Source organism: Brevibacterium ravenspurgense (assembly GCF_001584615.1).
Classification (GTDB): Bacteria; Actinomycetota; Actinomycetes; order Actinomycetales; family Brevibacteriaceae; genus Brevibacterium; species Brevibacterium ravenspurgense.
In genome coordinates this window covers 148,414-171,138 of the sequence record NZ_LQQC01000002.1, presented here as the reverse complement: position 1 = coordinate 171,138, position 22,725 = coordinate 148,414, and the positions used below count along the sequence as shown (strand labels likewise).

At 63.6% G+C, this 22,725-nt stretch carries 22 protein-coding genes; 5 read left to right on the top strand and 17 right to left on the bottom strand.

Features of this window, described 5'->3' with window-relative positions; genetic code table 11:
* Positions 1-17: 17 nt before the first annotated feature.
* The 4 genes from Bravens_RS01090 to rpsO all read right to left on the bottom strand — a co-directional run bounded on the left by Bravens_RS01090 (position 18) and on the right by rpsO (position 5,681).
* Entirely contained in the window at positions 18-1,643 is a 1,626-nt protein-coding gene (locus Bravens_RS01090) for a thiamine pyrophosphate-binding protein (RefSeq protein WP_062019535.1), read from the bottom strand.
* 58 nt (positions 1,644-1,701) lie between these two features.
* Positions 1,702-2,997 (bottom strand): M16 family metallopeptidase, encoded by a 1,296-nt coding sequence (locus Bravens_RS01085; RefSeq protein ID WP_062019534.1) that lies wholly within the window; start codon positions 2,995-2,997, stop codon positions 1,702-1,704.
* 8 nt (positions 2,998-3,005) lie between these two features.
* A complete protein-coding gene (locus tag Bravens_RS01080) occupies positions 3,006-5,219 on the bottom strand; it encodes a polyribonucleotide nucleotidyltransferase (RefSeq protein ID WP_062019533.1) in 2,214 nt (737 codons plus the stop codon).
* Positions 5,220-5,411: 192 nt separating this feature from the next.
* Entirely contained in the window at positions 5,412-5,681 is a 270-nt protein-coding gene (rpsO, locus tag Bravens_RS01075) for a 30S ribosomal protein S15 (protein ID WP_019174870.1), read from the bottom strand.
* Between the two features lie 124 nt (positions 5,682-5,805).
* Here rpsO and Bravens_RS01070 point away from each other — a divergent pair, with 124 nt between their 5' ends.
* Together Bravens_RS01070 and mtnN are read left to right on the top strand one after the other, a co-directional pair.
* Complete coding sequence (locus Bravens_RS01070; RefSeq protein ID WP_062019532.1) at positions 5,806-6,264, top strand: S-ribosylhomocysteine lyase; 459 nt, start codon at positions 5,806-5,808, stop codon at positions 6,262-6,264.
* Positions 6,264-7,007, top strand: coding sequence for a 5'-methylthioadenosine/S-adenosylhomocysteine nucleosidase (mtnN, locus tag Bravens_RS01065; RefSeq protein WP_062019531.1), 744 nt, complete (start codon positions 6,264-6,266; stop codon positions 7,005-7,007). Before Bravens_RS01070 ends, mtnN begins: the two co-directional genes overlap by 1 nt.
* On the opposite strand, the gene Bravens_RS01060 is transcribed toward mtnN, so the two are convergent.
* The 10 genes from Bravens_RS01060 to Bravens_RS01020 form a co-directional block, all read right to left on the bottom strand.
* A complete protein-coding gene (locus tag Bravens_RS01060; RefSeq protein ID WP_373271333.1) occupies positions 6,936-7,919 on the bottom strand; it encodes a bifunctional riboflavin kinase/FAD synthetase in 984 nt (327 codons plus the stop codon). The genes mtnN and Bravens_RS01060 overlap by 72 nt on opposite strands.
* Before the next feature lie 24 nt (positions 7,920-7,943).
* Entirely contained in the window at positions 7,944-8,348 is a 405-nt protein-coding gene (locus Bravens_RS01055) for a hypothetical protein (RefSeq protein WP_062019530.1), read from the bottom strand.
* On the bottom strand, positions 8,341-8,922 hold the full coding sequence (locus Bravens_RS01050; RefSeq protein WP_062019529.1) for a hypothetical protein: 582 nt from the start codon (positions 8,920-8,922) through the stop codon (positions 8,341-8,343). The genes Bravens_RS01055 and Bravens_RS01050 overlap by 8 nt, the downstream gene beginning before the upstream one ends.
* A gap of 67 nt (positions 8,923-8,989) precedes the next feature.
* Positions 8,990-9,922, bottom strand: coding sequence for a tRNA pseudouridine(55) synthase TruB (gene truB, locus Bravens_RS01045; RefSeq protein WP_062019528.1), 933 nt, complete (start codon positions 9,920-9,922; stop codon positions 8,990-8,992).
* Complete coding sequence (locus tag Bravens_RS01040) at positions 9,919-10,767, bottom strand: VldE C-terminal domain-containing protein (protein ID WP_062019527.1); 849 nt, start codon at positions 10,765-10,767, stop codon at positions 9,919-9,921. The genes truB and Bravens_RS01040 overlap by 4 nt, the downstream gene beginning before the upstream one ends.
* Positions 10,768-10,869: 102 nt before the next feature.
* The gene (rbfA, locus tag Bravens_RS01035; RefSeq protein WP_019174862.1) at positions 10,870-11,325 is read right to left on the bottom strand and encodes a 30S ribosome-binding factor RbfA; all 456 of its coding nucleotides are present in this window, start codon (positions 11,323-11,325) and stop codon (positions 10,870-10,872) included.
* Positions 11,326-11,348: 23 nt separating this feature from the next.
* A complete protein-coding gene (infB, locus tag Bravens_RS01030) occupies positions 11,349-14,216 on the bottom strand; it encodes a translation initiation factor IF-2 (protein ID WP_062019524.1) in 2,868 nt (955 codons plus the stop codon).
* A gap of 110 nt (positions 14,217-14,326) precedes the next feature.
* The gene (locus Bravens_RS10310) at positions 14,327-14,608 is read right to left on the bottom strand and encodes a YlxR family protein (RefSeq protein WP_070423880.1); all 282 of its coding nucleotides are present in this window, start codon (positions 14,606-14,608) and stop codon (positions 14,327-14,329) included.
* Positions 14,609-14,649: 41 nt separating this feature from the next.
* A complete protein-coding gene (gene nusA, locus Bravens_RS01025; RefSeq protein ID WP_062019522.1) occupies positions 14,650-15,609 on the bottom strand; it encodes a transcription termination factor NusA in 960 nt (319 codons plus the stop codon).
* Between the two features lie 71 nt (positions 15,610-15,680).
* Positions 15,681-16,148, bottom strand: a complete 468-nt coding sequence (locus tag Bravens_RS01020) for a ribosome maturation factor RimP (protein ID WP_062019520.1) — start codon at positions 16,146-16,148, stop codon at positions 15,681-15,683.
* A gap of 109 nt (positions 16,149-16,257) precedes the next feature.
* Between Bravens_RS01020 and Bravens_RS01015 the strand changes: the two genes are divergently transcribed.
* Both Bravens_RS01015 and Bravens_RS01010 read left to right on the top strand, forming a co-directional pair.
* On the top strand, positions 16,258-17,145 hold the full coding sequence (locus Bravens_RS01015; protein ID WP_062019518.1) for a hypothetical protein: 888 nt from the start codon (positions 16,258-16,260) through the stop codon (positions 17,143-17,145).
* Positions 17,142-18,161 carry an aminoglycoside phosphotransferase family protein gene (locus tag Bravens_RS01010; protein ID WP_061943471.1) on the top strand — a complete coding sequence of 340 codons (1,020 nt, stop codon included), beginning with the start codon at positions 17,142-17,144 and terminating at the stop codon, positions 18,159-18,161. The genes Bravens_RS01015 and Bravens_RS01010 overlap by 4 nt, the downstream gene beginning before the upstream one ends.
* Before the next feature lie 105 nt (positions 18,162-18,266).
* Here Bravens_RS01010 and Bravens_RS01005 read toward each other — a convergent pair whose 3' ends face one another.
* Positions 18,267-20,090 carry a proline--tRNA ligase gene (locus Bravens_RS01005; RefSeq protein ID WP_062019516.1) on the bottom strand — a complete coding sequence of 608 codons (1,824 nt, stop codon included), beginning with the start codon at positions 20,088-20,090 and terminating at the stop codon, positions 18,267-18,269.
* A 95-nt stretch (positions 20,091-20,185) separates the two neighbouring features.
* Between Bravens_RS01005 and Bravens_RS01000 the strand changes: the two genes are divergently transcribed.
* The gene (locus tag Bravens_RS01000; protein WP_019174854.1) at positions 20,186-20,578 is read left to right on the top strand and encodes an RNA-binding S4 domain-containing protein; all 393 of its coding nucleotides are present in this window, start codon (positions 20,186-20,188) and stop codon (positions 20,576-20,578) included.
* A gap of 59 nt (positions 20,579-20,637) precedes the next feature.
* Here the strand turns inward: Bravens_RS01000 and Bravens_RS00995 are convergent, their stop codons facing one another.
* Together Bravens_RS00995 and ispG are read right to left on the bottom strand one after the other, a co-directional pair.
* A complete protein-coding gene (locus Bravens_RS00995) occupies positions 20,638-21,519 on the bottom strand; it encodes a GNAT family N-acetyltransferase (RefSeq protein ID WP_062019514.1) in 882 nt (293 codons plus the stop codon).
* Positions 21,516-22,664, bottom strand: coding sequence for a flavodoxin-dependent (E)-4-hydroxy-3-methylbut-2-enyl-diphosphate synthase (gene ispG, locus Bravens_RS00990; RefSeq protein WP_062019605.1), 1,149 nt, complete (start codon positions 22,662-22,664; stop codon positions 21,516-21,518). Before ispG ends, Bravens_RS00995 begins: the two co-directional genes overlap by 4 nt.
* Positions 22,665-22,725 lie beyond the last annotated feature (61 nt).

Below are 22,725 nucleotides of genomic sequence, written 5' to 3'. Positions count from 1 at the left end.
GGGCACCCCGACTGTGCTCATTTGCCGAACTGCGGGTTGTTGACCAGGTATTCGGCAGTTGGTGAGTGTTCGTCCATGAGGAACAGACGCGGTGCCTGCACCTTGCGCGCCTCGGCAAGACCGGCTGCCAGCTCAGCTGCATCCGTGACTTTCTGCGCCTCCATGCCAAGCGAGCGTGCCAGCGCAACGAAGTCCGGACGTCCCAGCGCTACGGCTGTCGGTTCGTCGCCACGTTCGAGCATTTCACGGGCGATCTCGCCATAGCCGCCGTTGTCCACAATGATGAACGACACGGCCAGCTGGTGCTCTACCGCGGCCATGAGCTCCTGGATGGTGAACATCGATCCGCCGTCGCCGGCCACTGCGATGACGTCATCGTCGGGGCGGGCGAACTTCGCGCCGATGCCCGCCGGCAGGCTGTAGCCGAGTGTGCCGCCGCCGGCCGGGTACAGGTAACGATCACCCTCACGCAGCTGAACGCCCAGCTGCAGGCCGTAGTAGCAGGACATCGACGAATCGCCCACGAGCGTCAGCGGTCCGTCCAACGTCTTCCGGTGTGTGTTGATGGCTTCGGTCAGAGCCGCAAACGGCTTGTGCCATTCGGCGCGTTCAGCTTCGATTTCCTCAGCCAGCGGAGCCGACCACAGTTCGCCTTCGGCACGCTGCCCGCCGAGCTTGTCAACCAGTGCTTCCACCGCGTCTTCAGCACGCGCCAGCAGCGGATGCGAAGGCGAGGCGTTTGTGATCATGGCGCGCTGGTCGATATCGATGCGAACAATTGTTTCGGGCAGTCGCATACCGGGGTCCCAGAACTCACTCGGGGCGAGCTCGGTGCCGATCGCGATGAGCGCGTCCGCCTGCCCCAGCAGGGTGTGGAATGCTGCCAGACCGCCGATGGCGCCAACCCGGTTGGGCGATTCGAGAACACCCATTCCAGCGGTCGTTTCGACAATAGGGGCGCCCAGAACCTCCGCGAGCTGCGCTGTGGCCCGACCGGCACCTCGGGAGCCTCCCCCGGCAATGAGCAGCGGCTTCTTCGCGGAGCGAAGAGCCTGGGCCGCAGATTCCAGAACAGCCTCGTCCAGCGGCAGCCGGACATCTGTGGACACCGGCAGCACCGGTGTGTGCGGGCCCTCCTCTTCGATGACGTCCAGTGGGATTTCCAGGTAGACGGGCGTGTTGCGACCCGTGGTCATCGTCGCGAACGCGTGGGCCACGGCGCGTGGGATTTCGCTGGGCGACGTCACCCGAACCGACGATTCGACAATGGAGTCAAAAACACCCGACTGTGAGCGAACCTCGTGCAGAAGACCATTGCCCAGACCCGGGTGACGCACGGGAACACCCGGGCTGATCAGCAGCACCGGCACGGAGTCTGAATGCGCCTGCAGCATGGCTGCGGCCGCATTGAGTGCAGCCGGGCCGGTCGTTGTGATGAGCACGGATGGTTTGCCAGAAACACGCGCAGAACCATCGGCCGCATAGCCGCCGCCCTGCTCGTGCCGGGGTGTGATGACGCGAATCCCCTCGCTGTGCAGACCCGCGAAGATTTCAAGATTGTGCGTCCCCGGGATTCCGAAGACCTGCTCAATGCCGTGCGCTTTGAGAGCCGCGGCAAGCTGGCGTCCGCCGGTGGTGTTCATCGTGGTCCTTTCGCTCGGTGGCGTCGAGTACACAGAATGCAGTCGATGGGGTGGATCGTCACAAATCCAGGTCGTCAAGCGGACCGACCGTGGCCATGGCCCATTCTTGTCCGAACAGGCGTGCGGCAAGCTCCCGCACATCTTCTGGGGTGACGGAGCGGGTCCGTTCGACGATTTCGTCAGTCGTCAGAAGCGGCTGGCCGGTCAGTTCGCTGCGGCCCAAACGGTTCATCCGAACCGCCGAGCTTTCCATGGCGAGCACCGCGGATGCCGCACTGGCAGAGGCAGTGTCTCCCACCTCGGCAGGGGTCGGTCCGTTTTCGGCCAGTTCTGCGCACTCCGCACGGATGAGCCGCAGAACCTCCGGCGCATCTTCCGGTGCGCACCCGGCGTAGATTCCGAAGTCGCCGATGTCGCTGAACTGAGAGCCCGCGCAGTGCACCGAATAGGCCAGGCCGCGATCCTCACGGATGCTCTGGAACAGGCGCGAGGACATTCCGCCGCCCAGAAGCATCTGCAGTACCGCAAGCGTGAAGCGGTCCGGGTGCCCCAGGTGCAGGCCTTGGACACCCGTGAGCAGCACCTGCTGTTCGGTCGGTTTGACCAGCCCGCCGCGGTCGGCGTGGAACACGGGAGCCGGTTCGGCTGCGGCACTCGAGGTGTCGCCAACCGGGGCCGAGGTGCCGCTCACCTCATCAGGCAGGTGCTCGGCTGCGCGCCGGCACGCCTCGACAACAGCTTCGTGTTCCGCTCCCCCGGCGGCCGCAATGACGATCCGCGGTCCCGTGTAGGCGTACGCGTAGTGGTCGACGAGTTCGCTGTGGTCCAGCTGCGCGATGCGCTGCTTTGTGGCGCCCACGGGACGGCCCAGGCCGGAACCGCGGTAGATGATCGAATCGTAGTGTTCGTAGAGAACGTCGACAGGGTCGTCGGCAGCCATCGCGAGTTCGTCGATGATGACTTTGCGTTCGCGTTCAAACTCAGCGGGGTCCAGAAGCGAATTGAACACCATGTCGCACAGCACTTCGGCCGCGCGATCGAGGTCGTCGATGAGACAGCGGGCGTAGTAGGCGGTGTACTCCTTTGCGGTCACCGCGTTGGCTTCCCCGCCGAGCCTGTCGAATTCCCGCGCGATGTCCTTCGCGGTGCGCTGCCGGGTTCCCTTGAACAGCATGTGCTCAAGGAAGTGGGTGGAGCCGGCAGTGTCGTCGGTTTCGCTGCGTGAGCCGGAGCCGATCCAGATGCCGAAGGTCTCCGAGCCCAAGCCCGGCATTGTTTCGGTGATGATGCGAATACCAGACGGGAGGACAGTGCGGGCTACCGCACTGTCCTCCCGGTGAAGAGGTTCAGTCAAGGGTGAGGTCAGTCTTCGTCGGACGACTGCTCTTCGTCGACAACCGGAACCAGCGACAGCTTGCCGCGGTCGTCGATCTTCGAGATCTCAACCTGGATGGGCTGGCCCACGCCGACAACGTCTTCGACGTCGTCAACGCGCTTGCCGCCGTTGAGCTTGCGCAGCTCGGAGATGTGCAGCAGCCCGTCCTTGCCAGGGCTGAGCGACACGAAGGCGCCGAAGCTCATGAGCTTCACAACGGTGCCCAGGTAGCGTTCGCCGACTTCCGGAACCTGCGGGTTGGCGATCGCGTTGATGGCGTCGCGAGCAGCTTCAGCAGACGGGCCGTCGGTTGAGCCGATCAGAACGGTGCCGTCGTCTTCGACCGAGATCTCCGCGCCGGTGTCTTCCTGGATCTGGTTGATCATCTTGCCCTTGGGGCCGATGACCTCGCCGATCTTGTCCACCGGGATGACAACCGACAGGATGCGCGGAGCGGTTGGAGCCATTTCAGCAGCCGGTCCGTCGATGGCTTCGCTCATGACATTGAGGATCGCGTGGCGGGCTTCCTTGGCCTGCTTCAGTGCGGCACCGAGCACGGAGGCCGGCAGGCCGTCAAGCTTGGTGTCCAGCTGGATAGCCGTGATGAAGTCTTCCGTTCCGGCGACCTTGAAGTCCATGTCGCCGAAGGCGTCTTCAGCGCCGAGGATGTCGGTCAGTGCGGCGTAGGCGCGCTGCGGGCCCGATTCGGTTTCGATGATGTCCGAAACCAGGCCCATGGCGATGCCTGCCACGGGTGCGCGCAGCGGCACACCGGCTGCCTGCAGCGACAGGGTCGAAGCACAGACCGAGCCCATCGAGGTCGAGCCGTTCGAGCCGAGAGCCTCCGACACCTGGCGGATGGCGTAGGGGAACTCCTCGCGGCTGGGCAGAACCGGAACGAGGGCGCGTTCAGCGAGGGCACCGTGGCCGATTTCGCGGCGCTTGGGGCTTCCGACGCGGCCGGTTTCACCGGTCGAGTACGGCGGGAAGTTGTAGTGGTGCATGTAGCGCTTGGAGGTTTCCGGCGCCAGCGAGTCGATCTGCTGTTCCATCTTGAGCATGTTGAGGGTCGAAACCCCGAGGATCTGGGTTTCGCCGCGCTCAAACAGTGCCGAACCGTGCACGCGAGGCAGAACATCAACATTGGCCGACAGCGGACGGATGTCCTTCAGACCACGACCGTCGATGCGCACCTGCTCTGTGAGGATGCGCTGGCGGATGATGTCCTTCGTAATCGCGTTGAGGGCGCCTGCGATTTCAGCTTCGCGGCCTTCGAACTTTTCGCCCAGCTGTTCGTAGAGGTCGTCCAGCAGAGCGTCAGCTGCGGCTTCGCGCTCCTGCTTGTCGGCGATCTGGAAGTTCTTGGCCTGCCTGTCGTAGGCGGCTTCCTTCACAGCGTCGTAGACGTCGTCTTCGTAGGCCTTGAAGATGGGGAACTCGGCAACCGGCTTGGCGGCCTTTTCAGCGAGTTCTTCCTGTGCGCGAACAAGTTCGCGGATGAAGGGCTTAGCGGCTTCCAGACCGGCTGCCACAACTTCTTCCGTGGGCTTCTGGCCACCGGCCTTGATAAGGTCCCAGGCCTGTTCGCCGGCTTCGGCTTCGACCATCATGATGGCCACGTCGCCGTCGACCACGCGACCGGCAACAGCCATGTTGAAGACAGCGTCCTTCAGCTGCGAGTGGTTGGGGAACGCAACCCACTGGTCTTCGATGAGCGCAATGCGCACACCGCCGATGGGGCCGGAGAACGGCAGTCCGCCCAGCTGGGTGGACATGGAGGCCGCGTTGATGGCCAGGGTGTCGTAGATGTGGTCGGGGTTGATCGACATGACCGTGACGACCACCTGGACTTCGTTGCGCAGGCCCTTGACGAAGGACGGGCGCAGCGGGCGGTCAATCAGACGGCACGCGAGGATCGCGTCGGTGGTGGGACGGCCTTCGCGGCGGAAGAACGAACCGGGGATCTTGCCGGCGGCGTACTGGCGCTCTTCGACGTCGACGGTCAGCGGGAAGAAGTCAAAGCCTTCGCGCGGGTTCTTGCTGGCGGTCGTGGTCGACAGCAGCATGGTGTCGTCGTCGAGGTAGGCAACGGCTGAACCGCTGGCCTGCTTGGCCAGACGGCCCGTTTCGAAGCGCACCGTGTGCGAACCGAAGCGCCCATTGTCAATGTGGGCAACTGAGGAATAAGGGTGAATACCCAAAAGAGTCTCCGTTCATAGGGGATGACTGAAAGCGTCCCCGCACCCGGTGCTCGATCGAAGCCCACGCACGCTCTCTGTTGCGGAGGCCACTGTCGATCACCGGCAGAATGCGGGATTGGACACCGCTCAGTGTATCAAGCACAACGGCCCGCCTGCGGGACGCAGGCGGGCCGTTGAGTGAAGATCAGATGATCAGCGGCGAAGACCGAGCTTCGCGATGAGCGCACGGTAGCGCTCAATGTCGGTTTCAGCGAGGTACTTGAGCATACGACGACGCTGACCGACCAGCAGGAGCAGACCGCGACGCGAGTGGTGGTCGTGCTTGTGCTCCTTGAAGTGTTCGGTGAGGTCCTTGATACGGCGGCTCATGACGGCGATCTGAACTTCCGGGGAACCGGTGTCGCCTTCGTGGGTCGCGTATTCCTTGATGATTTCCTGCTTAACGGACTTGTCAAGTGCCATGCGGTTCTCCTTCAGAAATCGCTGCGCGGCGCACTCGCCTGGTGCGAATGCCCTATCAGACCGCGGCCGGCAAAACGGCAGAGACCACCTTAACACGCCCGCACCACTCTGCGATAATCGAGCCATGGACACCACAAACGTAGAATCCTTCAGCCTCGATCACACAGCTGTCGCCGCACCCTATGTGCGCGTTGCCGACCGCAAGGAGTTCCCCGGCGGAGTCGAACTCATCAAGTACGACGTCCGATTCTGCCAGCCCAACAAAGAACACCTCGACATGGCCGCCATCCACTCCATTGAGCACATGACGGCACACCACATGCGCAACCACACCGACGGCCTCGTCGACTTCTCCCCCATGGGCTGCCAGACCGGCTTCTACGCTTTGACCAACGGCATCGAACCGGCGGAGTTCCTGCCGATTCTGGAAAAGGCCTTCAACGACCTCCTGGAAGCCGAAGCTGTTCCCGCCGCAAATGAAACGCAGTGCGGCTGGGCGGCAAGCCACTCCCTTGAAGGCGCTAAGACCGCTGTGCGCGACTTCCTCGCCAAGCGCGGCGAATGGGATCAGGTGTTCGCCTGATGGCCCCCAGCCAGCTGCCCAGCGGCCCCGTTGTCATCCAGGTGGCGATGGACCAGGAGGCCGCACCCTTCTTGGCCGCTGCCGAAAGCCGTGAGCACCTGCGGACACTCGGCCCGGCGGTTTTTCACCGACTGGAGTTCGACTTCGGACCCGCTGTTCTCATTCGCAGCGGAATCGGCCTAGCAAACGCAACCACCGCAACAACACAGGCGGCCATGCTGTACGAACCGCGCGCCGTCATTTCCGCAGGGTCAGCCGGCGGCGTCGGAGAGGACATCGCAATTGCCGATGTGGTGATTGCCGACAGCGTGCGCTTCCACGACTCCGACGCCACCGCTTTCGGCTACGAACCCGGCCAGGTGCCTGACATGCCCGCCGCCTACCCTGCAGACGCCCGACTGCTTGCCGCTGGGCGGCAGTGGGCCGCCGAGAATACCCGGGTGAAGTTCGGCGAGGCCCTGTCAGGCGCATCGTTCATCACGGAGGCCAACATCGGCCACATGCGGCAGACGTTCCCCGCGGCACTGAGCACGGACATGGAAACCGCGGCCATCGCACAGACGACCCACACCTTCGGCGTTCCGTTCGGTGCAGTACGCGCGATCTCAGACCTGTGCGGCCCGAAGGCCGGCGATGACTTTTCACTCAGCCTCGACGAGGCTGCCGAAATGTCAGCCGAGGCGACCCTCGGACTGCTGCGGGCATTCAATGCCCAGGGCGGCGCAGATGTCGCGGACGTCTAGGGCGATCTGCTCAATCAGCTGGTCGAGGCCGTTGAAGACGACCTGACCGCGAATGCGGTGGGTGAATTCGACTTCGGCCTCGTCCCCGTAGACGTCGAGGTCTGCAAAGTCGACACCGATGATGTGCGCTTCCACGCGCCGGTCATCACCGTAGAACGTGGGGTTAGAGCCCACGGATATTGCCGTGGGCAGGCGCTCTCCGCCGTTGAAGCGAGTCCAGCCGGCGTACACGCCGTCGGCCGGAATCATGCCGTCGACCAATCCGAGGTTGGCAGTCGGGAAGCCGAGTTCGCGGCCTCGGGCGTTGCCGTGGACGACGGTTCCCGTCACCGAATGGGGTTCCCCCAGGATGTGGGCTGCCGCCGTGACATCACCAGCGTCGATGAGCGAGCGGACTTCTGTCGATGAGTAGCGTCCGCCGTCGTCGCCGAGGTCGTCAAGGCCGATGACGGTGTCGATTCCGCATTCCCTGCCATAGGTGCGCAGAGTATTGAGGTCTCCGGAGTTTCCTCGGCCGAAGCGGACATCGCTGCCGACGACAACCGCACTGGCGTGCATGTGGCCCACGAGGTAATCGCGGATGAACTCCTCTGGGCTCGCCTGCGCGAAGTCGAGGGTGTAGTGCTGAACGAGAACGGCATCGACGCCGGTTTCGGCGATCTTGTCGAGCTTCTCGTCAAGTCCCATGATGAGCTTCGGGGCGTGCTCGGGACTGTGCACGGCCGCCGGGTGAGGGTCGAAAGTCAGAACGACGGCGGGAACTGCGAGTCGTTTCGCCGTGGCAACGAGTTCACCCAGCACCAGCCGGTGGCCGCGGTGAACACCGTCGAAATTGCCGATCGTCACGGCGTTGGCCGCCTGCAGACGCTTAGGCCCGGCAGCGAACTCTGCTGTCGACCGGAAAATCTCCACGACGCTCCTTATGTTTGGGACGGGCTAAGCGTAGCGCACAAGAAACCGGGCTGCTTCACCCAGCACACCGGCCACTGCCAGCGACGCAAGGCTGCCGATGATGAACCTCTCCCCCGCCGCGCGGGACGCACGCAGCTCAGGAAAGCGTCCGAGCCCTTTGAGCGCGACGATGACGGCGAGAACTTCGGGCTGCCCTAGCGCAATGGCAACCGCCGCAGTGAACCTTTCGAGCAGACCGATCCACAGTCCCCCGCGGAGCAGACCAGGAGAGTCGATGGCGGGGGCGTCCTGCACCGCAGGCTCCTGCTTGATGTCCAACGCCGGCTTTTCCCGCCTGCTCGCGGCGGCTCGCAGAATGAGGGACGTCACGGGCCAGCCGATCAGTGAGGCCGCGAGTCCAGCGGCCAAAGCAGCCACCAGTTCAAGCATCGTGGCGTCCGTTCTCTTCGTTGAGCAGCAGCTCCAGCTGCGTGACTCCCTCTTCAACGGCCGTGGCCTTGGATGCCCGCAGCGAGTCAGACACCGCCTGCTGCGAGATCTGCAGCTGTTCGGCCACCTGGCGCTGAGTGTGCTTGCGGGCCAAGGAAAGAACTTCCCACTGCCTGTCGCTTGCCTTCTCGATCCAGTGCGCTGTGAAGCCGGCAAGCGTTTGGGCCGGCTCTACGGGCCCGGCAGGTGAGCGCACAGCGATTTCCTGCCATCGGTTTTTGGCGGTCTCAACGGCGGAGCGGGCGGCGAGAAACGCATCACCCCTAGAGGCTGAAGGTGTTTCTGCAAGCTCGGCGGAACCGATGCCGATTCCGACAGACCAACGCCCGCTGCGGAGAATAACCTCGAGTGCAGCAAGCACATCCGCCCCGGTGGCGAACACGCCCTGCACTTCATCCCCCACTGTCCGCTCAAAAGGCAGAACAGCTGAACACTCCGACGCAGCAGACAACAAGGCCGGCACTCGGTCGGGTTCACTGCGCGAATCACGCTGATCGGCGTTGATGACGAACATAGAGACAGTATTTCAGCAAAGCAGCGCGCGAACAAGCAAAATAACTTGTTTTTTATTTTACAAGTGATTACTGCTTGTAATCTTCGAGCAAGGCGGTGCCCACCGCAATCTTCCACGCACCCTGCCGCGGCTCGACAACACCAACGAGCCTGCCGTCGGCAATTGCCGCACACCTGTCGGCGCTCGGATCGGCCTCGGGAATAGGCAGAAACCGCCCCTGCAGAAGACCCCGCGCAACCTGCGCATCGACCTTCACTGCGGGCATGAGACCAGCCGCACCCGAACCGAGGTCGATCAGCTCAGGAGGCGACACCTCGTCAACCTGACCCCGTTCTGGAAGCTCGTGAGCGTCTTCAACGGAAAAAGGACCGATACGGGTCCGGCGCAGAGCGGTCAGGTGCCCGTACACGCCGAGGTCTTCGCCGATGTCACGAGCCAGGGCGCGGATGTAGGTGCCGGTGGAGCAGTCGACAGAGACATCAACGTCGATATGCGATTCAGCACGGCGAATATCGTGAATGTCGAAGCGAGAAACAGTCACCGAACGGGCTTTGAGCTGGACGTCTTCACCGGCGCGCACAAGCTCATAGGCCTTTTTGCCTTCGATCTTCACGGCAGAAACAGCCGACGGCACCTGCTCGATACTGCCTGTCTGCTTTGCCACGGCTTCCCGAATCTCAGCTACGGTCAGCCCCGCCAAAACGGCCGGGTCGGCGAAACGATCGGGCGATGAGTCCGCATCGTCACTGGGCGTTGACGAGCCCAAGCGCATGGTGGCGGTGTAGGTTTTATCAGCCCCGACCACATAGGTCAGAAGCTTGGTCCCCTGCCCCAGACCAAGCACAAGAAGGCCGGTTGCCATGGGGTCAAGGGTGCCGGCGTGCCCCACCTTGCGGGTGCCGTACCAGCGACGGGTGCGCGAAACGGCGTCGTGACTGGTGATCCCACCGGGCTTGTCTATCAGCAGAAGCCCGGTGGGACCAGAAGAAGATTTCGTCACTTCACAGAAATGTGGACGTGGTCAAAGTGGTTCGCGGTCGCGCTTCCGCGGTTTTCCATCTGCTTCCAACCGCGTCCGGGCATCCAGATTCGCTGTTCCCAGATGATGTACTTGATGTTGAGCTTCGAGGAGTTCTTGATCAGGTAGTTCGAAATGGCGTCGCCGGTCGAACCGGTGATCATAACGTCCACGGCGTTGCCCGTGTGGTGATCCGAACCGGGGTCATTGCGGCGGCCGCCATAGGACTTCACCTGCGGGAACTGGGCGCAGACCGCACGGTAAGCGGAAATCGCGTTGGGGGTGAGTCCGCTTTCAATAGACGAGGACACCGAGCACTTTGCGCCGGACACATTGCCCGAAGCCGCTGCGGCACCAGCAGAAGAGGACTTGCTGTCAGACGAGGAGCCGCTGCCGGAAGCACCGGATGCGGAGCCGTTCGAGGACGCTGCACCGGAACCGGCCGAACCGTCGGTGTTTTCCTCAACAGGTTCGGCAAGAGAGACCGCGCCGGCCTTGACTGACTTTTCGGCGTCCTTGGGAGCCTTGGGCGAAATGACGTCGGCTTCCGGGGCGAGCTTCGATGCGAAAGCTGCGGTGTCATCTTCGCCTGCGCCGTTGTTGGTCATAACGGCGGCCGATGTTGCAATTGCAGCACTTGCTGCAACGGGGACGGCAATAGCCGAAAGAACCGGGCGGCGGTTGACCTTCGCGAGGATCCCCGTGGAGGTCAGGGTTTCTGCTTCGCGGCGGGCGGAACGGCGGCCGGGCTGCGACGGGCGAAGCGCTCCAAGAAGATCAGCGACGTCAGCGAAAGCGCTCTTCTTAGGTGCTGAGTGTCTACCCACTGATGTATCCAATCCTTAATGAACGTTACCGAAGCTTTATAAAGCATAGGGGGCGGCTGTGCACAATGCAAAGCCGCCCCCTACGAGTTTCGTCACATCCGGTCAGGCGTCGAAGTCGAAGTCCTCGTTCGGCTTTCGTTCCCTGGGCTTCCGGTAGGGGTCTTCGTCCCCTGCCGGAACCGCTCCCTTGGATGCGGCCGCGATTTCAGCATCGCGCGCCTGGGCCTTCGCCAGGAGGTTTTCGATGTCCTCAGCCGCCTGCGGTACAGCGTCCGCCGTGAACTCAAGAGTCGGGGTCAGTCGGATGCCCAGGCCCTTGCCCACTTCGGAGCGGATGAGACCGCGTGCCGATTCCAGCGCCGCCTGCGTTGAGGCCAGCTGTTCGTCGTCACCGAAGACCGTATAGAACACAGTTGCGTTCTGCAGGTCGCCGGTCACCCGAACATCGGTGATCGTGATGAAGCCCAGCCGCGGGTCCTTGACCCGCTTTTCGAGGGTTTCGGCCACGATGACCTTGATCCTGTCGGCAATCTTGCGTGCGCGTGTGGGATCGCTCATGTCAGAGTCTCCTTACTCGAGCCTCAGTCGCGGGGCTTTTCCTGCATCTCGAAGGCTTCGAGGATGTCGCCTTCGCGAATGTCATTGAACTTGCCCAGACCGATACCGCATTCGTAGCCGTCGCGGACTTCCGTGACGTCGTCCTTGAAGCGGCGCAGCGATTCGACAGCGAGGTTGTCGCCGATGACGACACCGTCGCGGGTCAGGCGCACCTTGGCATTGCGCTTGATCACACCGTCGCGAACGATCGAACCGGCGATGTTGCCGAACTTCGACGAGCGGAACACTTCGCGGATCTCGGCCGATCCGATGTGCACCTCTTCGTATTCCGGCTTGAGCATGCCCTTCAGCGCTGCTTCGATGTCGTCGATCGCGTCGTAGATCACCGAGTAGTAGCGAACGTCGACGCCTTCGGCATCCGCGAGGTCGCGAGCATTGGCCTCGGGACGGACGTTGAAGCCGATGACGATTGCGTTGTCAACAGTTGCGAGGTTGATGTCGTTCTCGGTGATCGCACCAACACCACGGTGAATGATTCGCAGACCGACTTCGTCGCCGTCGCCGACTTCGATGTTGAGCAGCGAGTCTTCGAGGGCTTCGACAGCACCCGACACATCACCCTTGAGGATGAGGTTGAGCATGTCGATCTTGCCCTCTTCGATTGCCTTCGTGAAGTCTTCGAGGCTGATGCGCTTGCGGCTGCGCGCGGCTGCCGCGTTGCGTTCAAGAGCATCGCGCTTCTCGGCGATCTGACGGGCGGTGCGGTCGTCGCTGACGACCATGAAGGAATCGCCAGCGCGCGGCACGCTCGACAGGCCGAGCACCTGCACGGGGCGCGACGGGCCGGCTTCTTCGACCGTGTTGCCGTTTTCGTCGAACATGGCGCGAACGCGTCCGTGGCTGGAGCCGCAGACAATCGCGTCGCCCTGTCGCAGCGTTCCAGAGTCGACCAGCACGGTCGCAACTGCACCGCGACCGCGGTCGAGCTTCGCTTCGATTGCGACACCGCGGGCTTCGCGGTCAGGGTTGGCCTGCAGGTCAAGTGCCGCATCGGTGGTCAGCAGAACGGATTCGAGCAGTTCGTCAATGCCCGTGCCCTGCTTAGCCGAGATCTTCACGAACATCGTGTCACCGCCATACTCTTCGGCGATGAGGTTGTACTCGGTCAGCTGCTGCATGACCTTGTCCGGGTTGGCTTCGGGCTTGTCGACCTTGTTGACCGCCACGACGATCGGCACGCCGGCAGACTGCGCGTGGTTGAGCGCTTCAATCGTCTGCGGCATGACGCCGTCATCGGCTGCCACGACGAGGACTGCGACGTCGGTGGCCTTCGCACCGCGAGCACGCATAGCCGTGAAGGCTTCGTGACCCGGGGTGTCGAGGAAGGTCATCTTGCGCTCTTCGCCTTCGTGGTCGACCGTCACTTGGTAAGCACCGATGTGCTGGGTGATGCCGCCGGATTCGCGGTCGATGACGTTGGTCTTGCGGATAGCGTCCAGCGTGCGGGTCTTACCGTGGTCGACGTGACCCATGACGGTGACGACCGGCGGGCGCGGCTGCAGGAGGTCGTCGTCTTCGTCTTCGAGCTCTTCGGCTTCGAGGTCGTAGCCGAAGCTTTCGAGCAGTTCGCGGTCTTCGTCTTCGGGCGACACGATTTCGATCTTGTAGCCGAGCTCTTCGCCCAGCACCTTGAACGTGTCTTCGTCCAGCGACTGCGTAATCGTCGCCATTTCGCCCAGGTGGAACAGGATTGTCACCAGGTTTGTGGGGTCGGTTTCGATCCGCTCGGCGAAGTCCGCCAGCGAAGCACCGCGGCGCAGGCGCAGCGGCGTCGAACCGTCACCGCGAGGAACCTTGACACCGCCGACCGACGGTGCCTGCATTTCCTCCATTTCCTGACGCTTTGCCCTCTTGGACTTGCGTCGGCGACCGGAAGGTCCGCCGCGTCCGAAAGCACCCTGTGTGCCGCCGCGACCGGGACCGCGACGACCTCCGCCGGGACGACCGCCGCCGCGCGGAGGTCCGCCGGGACGACCGCCGCCGGGCGCACCCGGGCCGCCTGGGCCGCCGGGACCGCCCTGGCCACCGCGTCCGCGACCGGGTGCGGGCTGGTTGAGCGCAGAGTTCTTGAGCATCGCCGGGTTCGGGCGCGGTGCGCCGGGGCGCGGGCCGGGACGGCCGCCGCCGGGCTTGGGACCGGGCTTGCCGCCCTGGCCGCCGGAACGCTGGTCGGATTTCGGCATGCCCTGCTTAGGTGCGAAGGGGTTGTTGCCGGGGCGCGAACCGCCGGGGCGCGGTCCGGGACGAGGTGCCGCCGGGCGCGGGCCGGGGGTGGGCATTCCCTGCTTGGGTGCGAAGGGGTTGTTGCCGGGGCGCGAACCGCCTGGGCGAGGTGCCGCCGGACGAGGTGCCGGTGATTCTTCGCTCTTTGCGGCAGGTTTGGACGAAGGCTTCGGAGCGGCGGGTTTCTTGGCCGCGGGCTTGGGTGCCGGCTTGGGAGCCGCAGGCTTCGGCGCTGCCGGCGATGCCGTGGTCTTTGCGCCAGCAGCCTTCGATGCGGCCGGCTTTGCCGTTGTCGACTTAGCAGCGGTCGGCTTAGCAGCCGTCGACTTCGCGGCCGGCTTCTTAGCTGCGGGCTTAGCGGCTGTCGACTTGGCAGCGGTCGACTTGGCGGCGGGCTTCTTTGCCGCCGGCTTCTTGGCTGCCGATTCAGCTTCGGCTTCGGGCTTGTCTGCACCGTCGAAGGCCTCGCGGACCTTGCGCACGACGGGAGCTTCCAGGGTTGAGGAGGCCGAGGTTACGAACTCGCCCATTTCCTGGAGCTTCGCAAGCACTTCCTTGCTTGTCGTTCCCAGCTCTTTTGCGAGCTGGTGAACACGGGGCTTTGCCACATTTCTCCTGTCCGGGTTCTCTCCGAACAGGAGAGAACCTCATCGAGTCGGAACAGTGCTCATTTCACTGTCCACGTCCGTAAGTCTTGGGTGTCATTTCTGAGCACTCACTACTTGTTTTCCATCTTCTGCAACCACTTTCCGTGATCTTCGTATGCGCTTCGCGGGATCTTCTGCTTGAAGGCAGCTGCGAATGCGCTCTTCTTCACTGCCCGTTCTAGGCAGTCTGTCTGCGGATGAAGCCAAGCGCCCCTTCCGGGAAGCACTCGGCCCTCATCAACTGCAATCCGAATCGGCTCGGTCTGCAGCACCAGACGGATGAGGTCGGTCTGCGGTGCTCTTGCACGGCACCCGATGCACATGCGTTCGGGCACGCCAGTTGAAGAGACCACGCATGTCAGTCTACAGCACGGGCCTTACCTGCCCGCGGGGCCTAGGCTTCGACGATGTCGATCTTCCACCCTGTCAGCTTGGCGGCCAGGCGAGCGTTCTGACCTTCCTTGCCGATCGCAAGCGACAGAAGGTCGGGGCGCACATAGGCGCGCGCCATCTTCGAGGCGGAGTCAAGAACCTCAACGCGCTCGACTTCCGCCGGGCTTAGGGCATTGGCGATGAAGACAGTCGGGTCATCGCTGTAGTCGACGATGTCGATCTTTTCGGCCCCGAGTTCGTTCATGACGGCCCGCACGCGGGTGCCCATCTCGCCAATGCAGGCGCCCTTGGCGTTGAGCCCCGGTACGGTTGCGTGCACCGCGAGCTTGGTGCGGTGTCCGGCTTCGCGTGCAATTGAGACGATTTCCACGCTGCCGTCGGCAATCTGAGGGACTTCGTGGGCAAACAGCTTGCGCACGAGGTTCGGGTGGGTTCGCGAAACCGTGATCGACGGACCCTTGTTGCCGGGACGAACATCGGCGATGAACACGCGGATGCGCCTGCCGTGCGAATAGTCTTCACCGGGCACCTGTTCGTGCGGCGGCAGAAGAGCTTCGACTTCGCCCAGGTCCACCTGGATCATGGCTGCGTCACGGCCCTGCTGGATAATGCCGGAGACGATCTCGCCCTCTTTGTCGCGGAAAGATCCGAGCACGCTTTCGTCTTCAACTGCGCGCAGGCGCTGGTGAATGACATTGCGCGCCGTCATAGCCGCAATACGACCGAAGTCATCGGGCGTGTCGTCGAATTCCCCGATGGGGTTGTCGTCGGCGTCGAATTCCGTGGCCCAGATGGTGGCCTTGCCGGTTTTCAGGTCAATCTCCGCACGAGAGTCCGGGTAGTGGCCCTCCATGTTGTGGTACGCGCTCAGCAGGGCCTGTTCAATCAGCCCCACCAGCGTCGTCATCGGAATTTCGCGCTCGCTTTCAATCAGCCTTAGTGCGCCAAGATCGATGTCCACTGCCCGCTCCTCTTCTGTCTTGTTATTCAGTTTTTCGGTTCAACCCTAGTTCATGTACGAAGCATGCCGCATCAGCGGAATTTGAGAACCACCTGGGCTTTTTCGATTCCATCAAAGGAAAACTCGACCGGTTCGCGGCCCGAACCCGGCTCCAGAACAATGCCGAGTCCGGTCACGCCGGTGAGCACACCGGTGGTCTTCTTGCCCTCGGTGGGCCTCACCTCGATCGTCCGACCGACGTTCCTGCGGAAGTGACGCGGTTCGGTCAGCGGGCGCAGCGCACCCGGGGAAGACACCTCGAGTTCGTACGGCTTGTCGTTGAACAGCGGAAGCGGATCGATCACCTCGGAGATGACGCGGGTGGCCTGCTCAATGAGGTCGGAAGACACAGCCTCGGTCGTGTCACCCGCAAGATCCACTGTGACCACCAGCCGCCGGTGCACACCCGCGGCGTGCATCTTCACGTCTTCCACCAGCAGACCCAGCTCTTCCAGCGGGCCGGCTGCGGCCTGGGCGATGTCGTCTTCTGAATAAGCCATGCCCCTATTCTTGCCGCAGGACCAGCACAAGAACAACGCACCCTGCTCACGTGAACGCACACGGAGTTTTATTTCACAGCCGCATACTCTTGACGAGTAGGATGAGCGAATGGCCTACTCCAGACCGAAGCACACCAGCAGACGCGCCTTCCTCCTGCTCAGCGCGACTGCGGCACTGTCCGGGTGCGGCCTGCGCTTCGGTTCGCCAGAAGACCGCATACAGGCCGAGGCCGAAGAATCCTCCCGCGGCCGGATAGCCGCGGTTCTGGCCTCCATCAACGACGATGACCACGAAGAAGAGCGCTCAAGGCTCACTGCCGCAATCGGCCCGCCCTGGACATCAGACAATTCCGGATTCCCCGAGGTTCCCCCGCAGCACACCTTTGTTTCCGCCATGTACTCCATCGTCGACCTGGTCCTGCGCGACATCCACACACTCGGCGGACCCCAGACAGCCATCATCGTCGACGTGGCGGTCGGCGCATCGAACCTCTTGCCGAACTGGAAACCAGCCCAGCAGCGCTTCGCCCAGCTTCCTGCCCAGGGCTACCCCGATTTCGCGGACCGCAAGCCGTACAGCCCAGGTGACGATGCCGACCCTCTGCACGAATTTGCAAAGGCGGCTTTCAAAGCCTCCTACGGATACACCAAGGTCGCCCTGGCAATGAAGCCCGATAGCCGGGAACGCAGGGCGGCCACCGCCAGGGTGGAAGCACTCGCCAACGCTGCGGCTGATGCCAACACACTGCTCAAACAGGGTCAACGCGAAGAAGCCGCGAACCGTCCAGCGTGGAACCTGCCGCACAACCCGTCTGACCCCGGGTCGGCAAAGAAGCTCGCCCAGCAGCTGGAAGACACGGTCGCCGCAGCCCTGTTCGGAGTGTTCGAGGACCCCGCCGCCGTGCCGCTGGCCGGCCGCGAACTCAAAGCGAGCGCTGATGCTCGCATCGGCTTCGGCGGCAGGCAGCTGCTGCGCTATGAAGGAGAAGCTCAGTGAAAGTACCTCCCGTGCTCCTCAATTCGGCAACGCAGACCCAGGGTGAGGAACGCGCACAGGCCTGGGCTGCTGCCCTTGACCACATCGTGTTCGAGCTGTTCGACCGGTGGAAGCTCACGGACGACCCCCAGCCGGGCTCCCCGTGGGCGGGCGCGGAAAGCCTCGTCATCCCAGTCCGCCTGCACGACGGCTTTCCCGCGGTGCTGCGCATAGCCGCCCCGAACACCGACAACCCCACGGTGCACGAACAGACCATCCGGGCGCTGCGCGCGTGGGGTGGGCACGGTGCTGTGCGGATCATAGAAGACGACCCGTCCATGCGTGCCACCCTGCAGGAACGACTGCGGACCGAAGTCAACCTGTCGACGGAGCCGCTTCACGCAGTTGCCCCTATTTGGGGACAGCTGGTGCAGGCGCTGCGCGTACCGGGCGGCAGCGGTTTCGTGCGCGTGCAGGACATCGCCGCCGCATGGCTGAAGCGCTTTGACGCCGATGTACGTCTGGTCGAAGATTTTCCGGCATTCACACAAACCGACCAGCAAGTGCTCTCGACTGCGCTGTCGTGGACGAAAGAACTGGCGGGCGCTGCAGACAGCTGGCTGCTGCACGCCGATCTGCACTACTACAACATCCTTGCCGGCAATCCGGACGCCAACGGCATCGCCACGTGGAAGGCCATCGACCCGCAGCCCCTGACGGGCCCCACCGAATACATGCTTGCGCCGCTCATGTGGAACCGACTGGGCGAAATCCCCGGAACGGATCCGGAAGGACAGGCGGACTGGCTGCGCGGCTTCGCCGCTGAGCTTTCCCGCTGCGCACAGATCAACCCCAGCGGGGCGATGGGCGCTTCTGTTGCTCGTGAGGTCCAGAACATGTTCTGGTACTTACGCGCCGCCGCCGATGGCAATCCCCGGCTGACAGAAGACGCGGAGCGCTCCCTGTGGGTTGCCCGTGCCCTCACCGGAGTCAGCGTGCAGGGTATTACCACCCAGCAGCTCAAACCACTCGGCTGACGCGCAGCTGCGCTGATACGACAGAAAACGCCGGTGCCCCAAGCCTTTCGCTTGGGGCACCGGCGTTTGCGTTCAGCCGGCAGTTCGACTGCCAGCATCTGGCGCTTACAGAAGTTCGATGGCGTCCTGCTTGGCGTACTGTTCGCGCAGGCGAGCAACGACGGCGTCAGCGGCTTCATCAACCGGCAGGTTGGTCGATTCGCCGGTGAAGCGATCGCGCAGTTCCACGACACCGTCGGCCAGGCCGCGACCGGCAACGAGGACGTTCGGCACACCCAGCAGCTCAGCATCGCCGAACTTCATGCCGGGTGAAACCTTCGGACGGTCATCCAACAGAACTCGGAAGCCGGCCGCTTCAACAGCCGCGGCGAGCTTTTCGGCAGCTTCCAGCGGTTCGTCGCCCTTGCCGGTGGCCACAATGTGCACATCGGCGGGTGCCAGGTGCACCGGCCACAGCAGGCCCTTGTCGTCGGCGAACTCTTCGACCAGGCAGGCCAGGACACGGGTGACGCCGATGCCGTAGCTGCCCATCGTGACGACACGGGACTTGCCGTTTTCATCAAGCACGTTCAGGCCGAGAGCTTCTGCGTAGCGGGTGCCGAGTTTGAAGATCTGGCCGATCTCCACACCGCGGGCAAGCTGCAGCGGTCCCGAGCCGTCCGGAGCGGGGTCGCCCTCGCGGATTTCAGCAGCTTCGATGTAGCCGTCAGCCTTGAAGTCGCGGCCGGCGGTGAGGTTGAAGACGTGCTTGCGGTCTTCGTTGGCACCGGTGACCCACTGTGTGCCCTCTGAGACACGCGGGTCCAGGAAATAGCGGATACCAGTGGAGCTTTCGGCACCCAGAACAGGTGCGTCGAGCGAGTTTCCGGGGCCGATGTATCCGGGAACGAGGCCGGGGTGCTTCTTGAGGTCGTCTTCGGTTGCCGGTTCGAGGTCGACTTCACCGTCGCCGAGCAGACCGGTTCCCGCAGCGCGGTCGAGGTCGACAGCGCGATCGCCGGGCAGGCCGATGACGATGACTTCGCGTTCGCCGTCGGGGTGGATGAGGGCGCACACGACGTTCTTGAGCGTGTCTGCAGCCGTCCAGGGGCGGTCAGAGCGCGGAGAGACTTCGTTTGCGCTTTCAACGAGGGTTTCGATGGTGCGCGCGTCCGGTGTTTCGAGAACCTCCGCTTCCGGCAGACCGTCAAACGGCACCGGGTCGGCCAGCGGCGTGGTGACGGCTTCGACATTGGCGGTGTAGCCGCCGTCGGAGCGGACGTAGGTGTCTTCGCCGACTTCGCTCGGGTAGAGGAATTCGTGCGTACCGGAACCGCCCATCGCACCGGGGGTGGCCTCCACAACGACGTACGGCAGGCCCAGGCGGTTGAAGACGTTGATGTAGGCCCGCCGCATGGCTTCGTAGGAAGCGTCGAGGCTCGCATCATCCATGTCGAAGGAGTAGGCGTCCTTCATGATGAATTCGCGTCCGCGCAGCAGACCGGCCCGCGGGCGTGCTTCATCGCGGTACTTGGTCTGAATCTGGTACAGGCTCAACGGGAGGTCCTTGTACGACGAGTAGAGGTCGGACACCAGCATGGTGAACGCCTCTTCGTGGGTCGGCGCGAGCAGGTAGTCGTGTTCGCGGCGGTCCTTCAGTCGGAAAATGCCCTCGCCGAAGGCTTCCCAGCGCCCCGACTGCTGGTAGGGCTCCGCCGGCAGCAGTGCCGGGAAGTGGACTTCCTGGCTTCCGGCGCGCTCCATTTCCTCGCGGACAATCGTTTCGACGCGCTCGAGGACCTTCAGGCCCAGCGGCAGCCACGAGAAGATACCGGGTGAGGTGCGGCGAATGTAGCCGGCGCGGTGCAGCAGTTTGTGGCTTTTGATTTCGGCATCGGCCGGATCTTCTTTCAGCGTCCGGACGAACAGCTTCGACAGCCGCAGGGTCATGTGGGCTCCTTTTTCGGGCAGGTATCGGGGCAAGATTATCACCGGCGCTACAGTTGTTCGCAGTGTCTTGGGCCGACAACGCCGAAAGGAGCCTCATGCCGGAGCTGAGTTTTGATGCCGGCACAAGCCAGCGGATTGATGTCTGGCTGTGGTGTGTTCGCGCGTTCAAAACACGGTCTTTGGCGCAGAAGCAGATCAAGTCCGGGCACGTGCGCATTGACGGTGACCGGGCCAAGCCGTCGGACAAGGTGAAGATCGGCCAAGTTGTCGTCATCCGCCGGCCGGGTGCTGAGCGCGTGCTCACGGTACAGGGTTTCCTCGACACCCGCGGACCCGCATCTATGGCCGCAGCCTGCTACATCGATACGTCTCCCCCACCGAACCCGCTGCTGCGCGCCCCGGTTCCCAAACGCGAAAAGGGTGCTGGCCGGCCCACGAAGAAGGACCGCCGGGCATGGGACCGGCTGCGCGGGCGCACGTCCCGCTGAGTCTGACGAGGCGCCGCTTACGCCGCGCTGTTCGCGCGCCTTGGGCGGTTCGCCGTGCCTCAGTAGGTCACGGTTGCGAAGGTGCCGACGGGAACGAAGCCGGCTTTTGCGTAAGCGCGCAGAGCGGGTGCGTTGTGACTGTTGGCGTACAGCGTGACGATCGGAGCGAAACGCCGGCGGATGAGTGCCGTCGTGGCGGCCATGGCGCGCGAGGCCACTCCCCTGCCGCGGTATTCAGGGTGCACCCACACGCCCTGCACTTGAACCGATGTTCCCGAACCGATCCCGATATCGGCTTTGAACACCACTTGTTCGTCGGACATCCGGTTGGGCCACAGGGGCATGGGCTCACCCGTTGGTCCGGTGCGCGCCGTGTAGCCCAGCGACAGACCGCTGGCGATGAGCCCCTCGACCCGGTTTCGATAGCCGGCGCTCCCACCTTCGAGAGGTGAGTACCCCACCTCTTCTTCGTACATGGCGACGGAAGCCGGGAAGACAACCTCCGCCTCGTACGGGGAGAACTGCCGGACCAGAGGGTCCGGCACAACGGTCGGCGGGGCAAGCGCACTGAGCAGCGGCTGGTTGGGCCTGTGATCCCGGGGTGTTCCCCAGTTCAGCCTGCTCGTCAGATCGAGAACCTGCTCGGCAGGACCCACAAACGACGATGGCCTGCGTCCCTCGTGGTTGAGGATGGCGGCCATCATCCGGTTGGTTTCAGGGCCTCCGCTCAGCGGAACGATCGTGCTGCCCAACCAGTAGGCGGCAACCGGGCGGCCATCCCGAAAACAGCCCACCATCCGGCCGGCGGGGCTGGCTATTTCGGCTGTGCGCGAGCGTTCCAGCAGTGCCTGCAGGAAGACGTTCGCCGCGGGATCACGGGCGATCTCCGCGGCGAACCAGTCGGTGTGCTCATGCAGCAGCGGGGCTGCCAGAACCGTCACCCGACGATGACCTCGGGTGGGCCGGAGGGCTGGTCGGATTCTTCGGCGATGCGGTGGGCCTCTTCGATGAGCGTTTCGACGATCTTCGATTCCGGCACGGTGCGGATGACTTCGCCCTTGACGAAGATCTGTCCCTTGCCGTTGCCGGAAGCCACGCCGAGATCGGCTTCGCGGGCTTCACCGGGACCGTTGACAACACAGCCCATAACGGCCACGCGCAGCGGAATCTCCATGCCCTCAAGGCCAGCCGTGACCTTTTCGGCAAGTTCGAAGACATCGACCTGGGCGCGTCCACAGGACGGGCAGGACACGATTTCAAGCTTGCGCGGACGCAGGTTGAGCGACTGCAGAATCTGCTCGCCGACCTTGACCTCTTCAACCGGCGGGGCGGACAGGGAAACACGGATGGTGTCGCCGATGCCCCGGGAAAGCAGAGAGCCGAAAGCGGTTGCCGACTTGATGGTTCCCTGGAACGCGGGACCGGCTTCGGTTACACCCAGGTGCAGCGGCCAGTCGCCTCGCTCGGCGAGCATTTCGTATGCCTGCACCATGACGACGGGGTCGTGGTGCTTGACCGAAATCTTGAAGTCGTGGAAGTCGTGTTCCTCAAAGAGGCTCGCTTCCCACACGGCTGACTCAACGAGTGCTTCCGGGGTGGCCGAACCGTATTTCTCCATGATCCGCTTGTCGAGCGAACCGGCGTTGACGCCGATGCGCAGCGACACTCCGGCATCCGAGGCCGCCTTGGAGATTTCCTTCACTTGGTCGTCGAACTTGCGGATGTTGCCGGGGTTGACGCGCACACCGGCGCATCCGGCGTCAATGGCCGCATAGACGTACTTCGGCTGGAAGTGGATGTCGGCGATGACCGGGATCTTCGACTTCTGGGCGATTGCAGGAAGTGCCTCGGCGTCGTCGGCGGACGGGCAGGCGACACGCACGATGTCGCACCCGGCGGCCGTGAGCTCGGCAATCTGCTGCAGAGTGCCGTTGATGTCGGTGGTTTTGGTGGTCGTCATCGACTGGATGCTGACCGGGGATTCCGATCCCACTCCGACGCTTCCGACCTTGATCTGTCGGGTTGTGCGGCGGGGTGCCAGAACAGGCGGGGGCGGTTTCGGCATGCCCAGATTGACCGATGTCACAGGCGGTTCCCTTTCGAACGAGGCTGTGGGGATGTGCACAGTTCTGCGGGCCTCGGCTTGA

Excerpts from the sequence above, each read along its gene's own strand:
- Bravens_RS01090 (WP_062019535.1), bottom strand. The coding sequence starts at position 1,643 with ATGAACACCACCGGCGGACGCCAGCTTGCCGCGGCTCTCAAAGCGCAC.
- rpsO (WP_019174870.1), bottom strand. The coding sequence starts at position 5,681 with ATGGCACTTGACAAGTCCGTTAAGCAGGAAATCATCAAGGAATACGCG.
- Bravens_RS01070 (WP_062019532.1), top strand. The coding sequence starts at position 5,806 with ATGGACACCACAAACGTAGAATCCTTCAGCCTCGATCACACAGCTGTC.
- mtnN (WP_062019531.1), top strand. The coding sequence starts at position 6,264 with ATGGCCCCCAGCCAGCTGCCCAGCGGCCCCGTTGTCATCCAGGTGGCG.
- Bravens_RS01055 (WP_062019530.1), bottom strand. The coding sequence starts at position 8,348 with ATGCTTGAACTGGTGGCTGCTTTGGCCGCTGGACTCGCGGCCTCACTG.
- Bravens_RS01050 (WP_062019529.1), bottom strand. The coding sequence starts at position 8,922 with ATGTTCGTCATCAACGCCGATCAGCGTGATTCGCGCAGTGAACCCGAC.
- rbfA (WP_019174862.1), bottom strand. The coding sequence starts at position 11,325 with ATGAGCGATCCCACACGCGCACGCAAGATTGCCGACAGGATCAAGGTC.
- Bravens_RS01020 (WP_062019520.1), bottom strand. The coding sequence starts at position 16,148 with ATGGCTTATTCAGAAGACGACATCGCCCAGGCCGCAGCCGGCCCGCTG.
- Bravens_RS01015 (WP_062019518.1), top strand. The coding sequence starts at position 16,258 with ATGGCCTACTCCAGACCGAAGCACACCAGCAGACGCGCCTTCCTCCTG.
- Bravens_RS01005 (WP_062019516.1), bottom strand. The coding sequence starts at position 20,090 with ATGACCCTGCGGCTGTCGAAGCTGTTCGTCCGGACGCTGAAAGAAGAT.
- Bravens_RS01000 (WP_019174854.1), top strand. The coding sequence starts at position 20,186 with ATGCCGGAGCTGAGTTTTGATGCCGGCACAAGCCAGCGGATTGATGTC.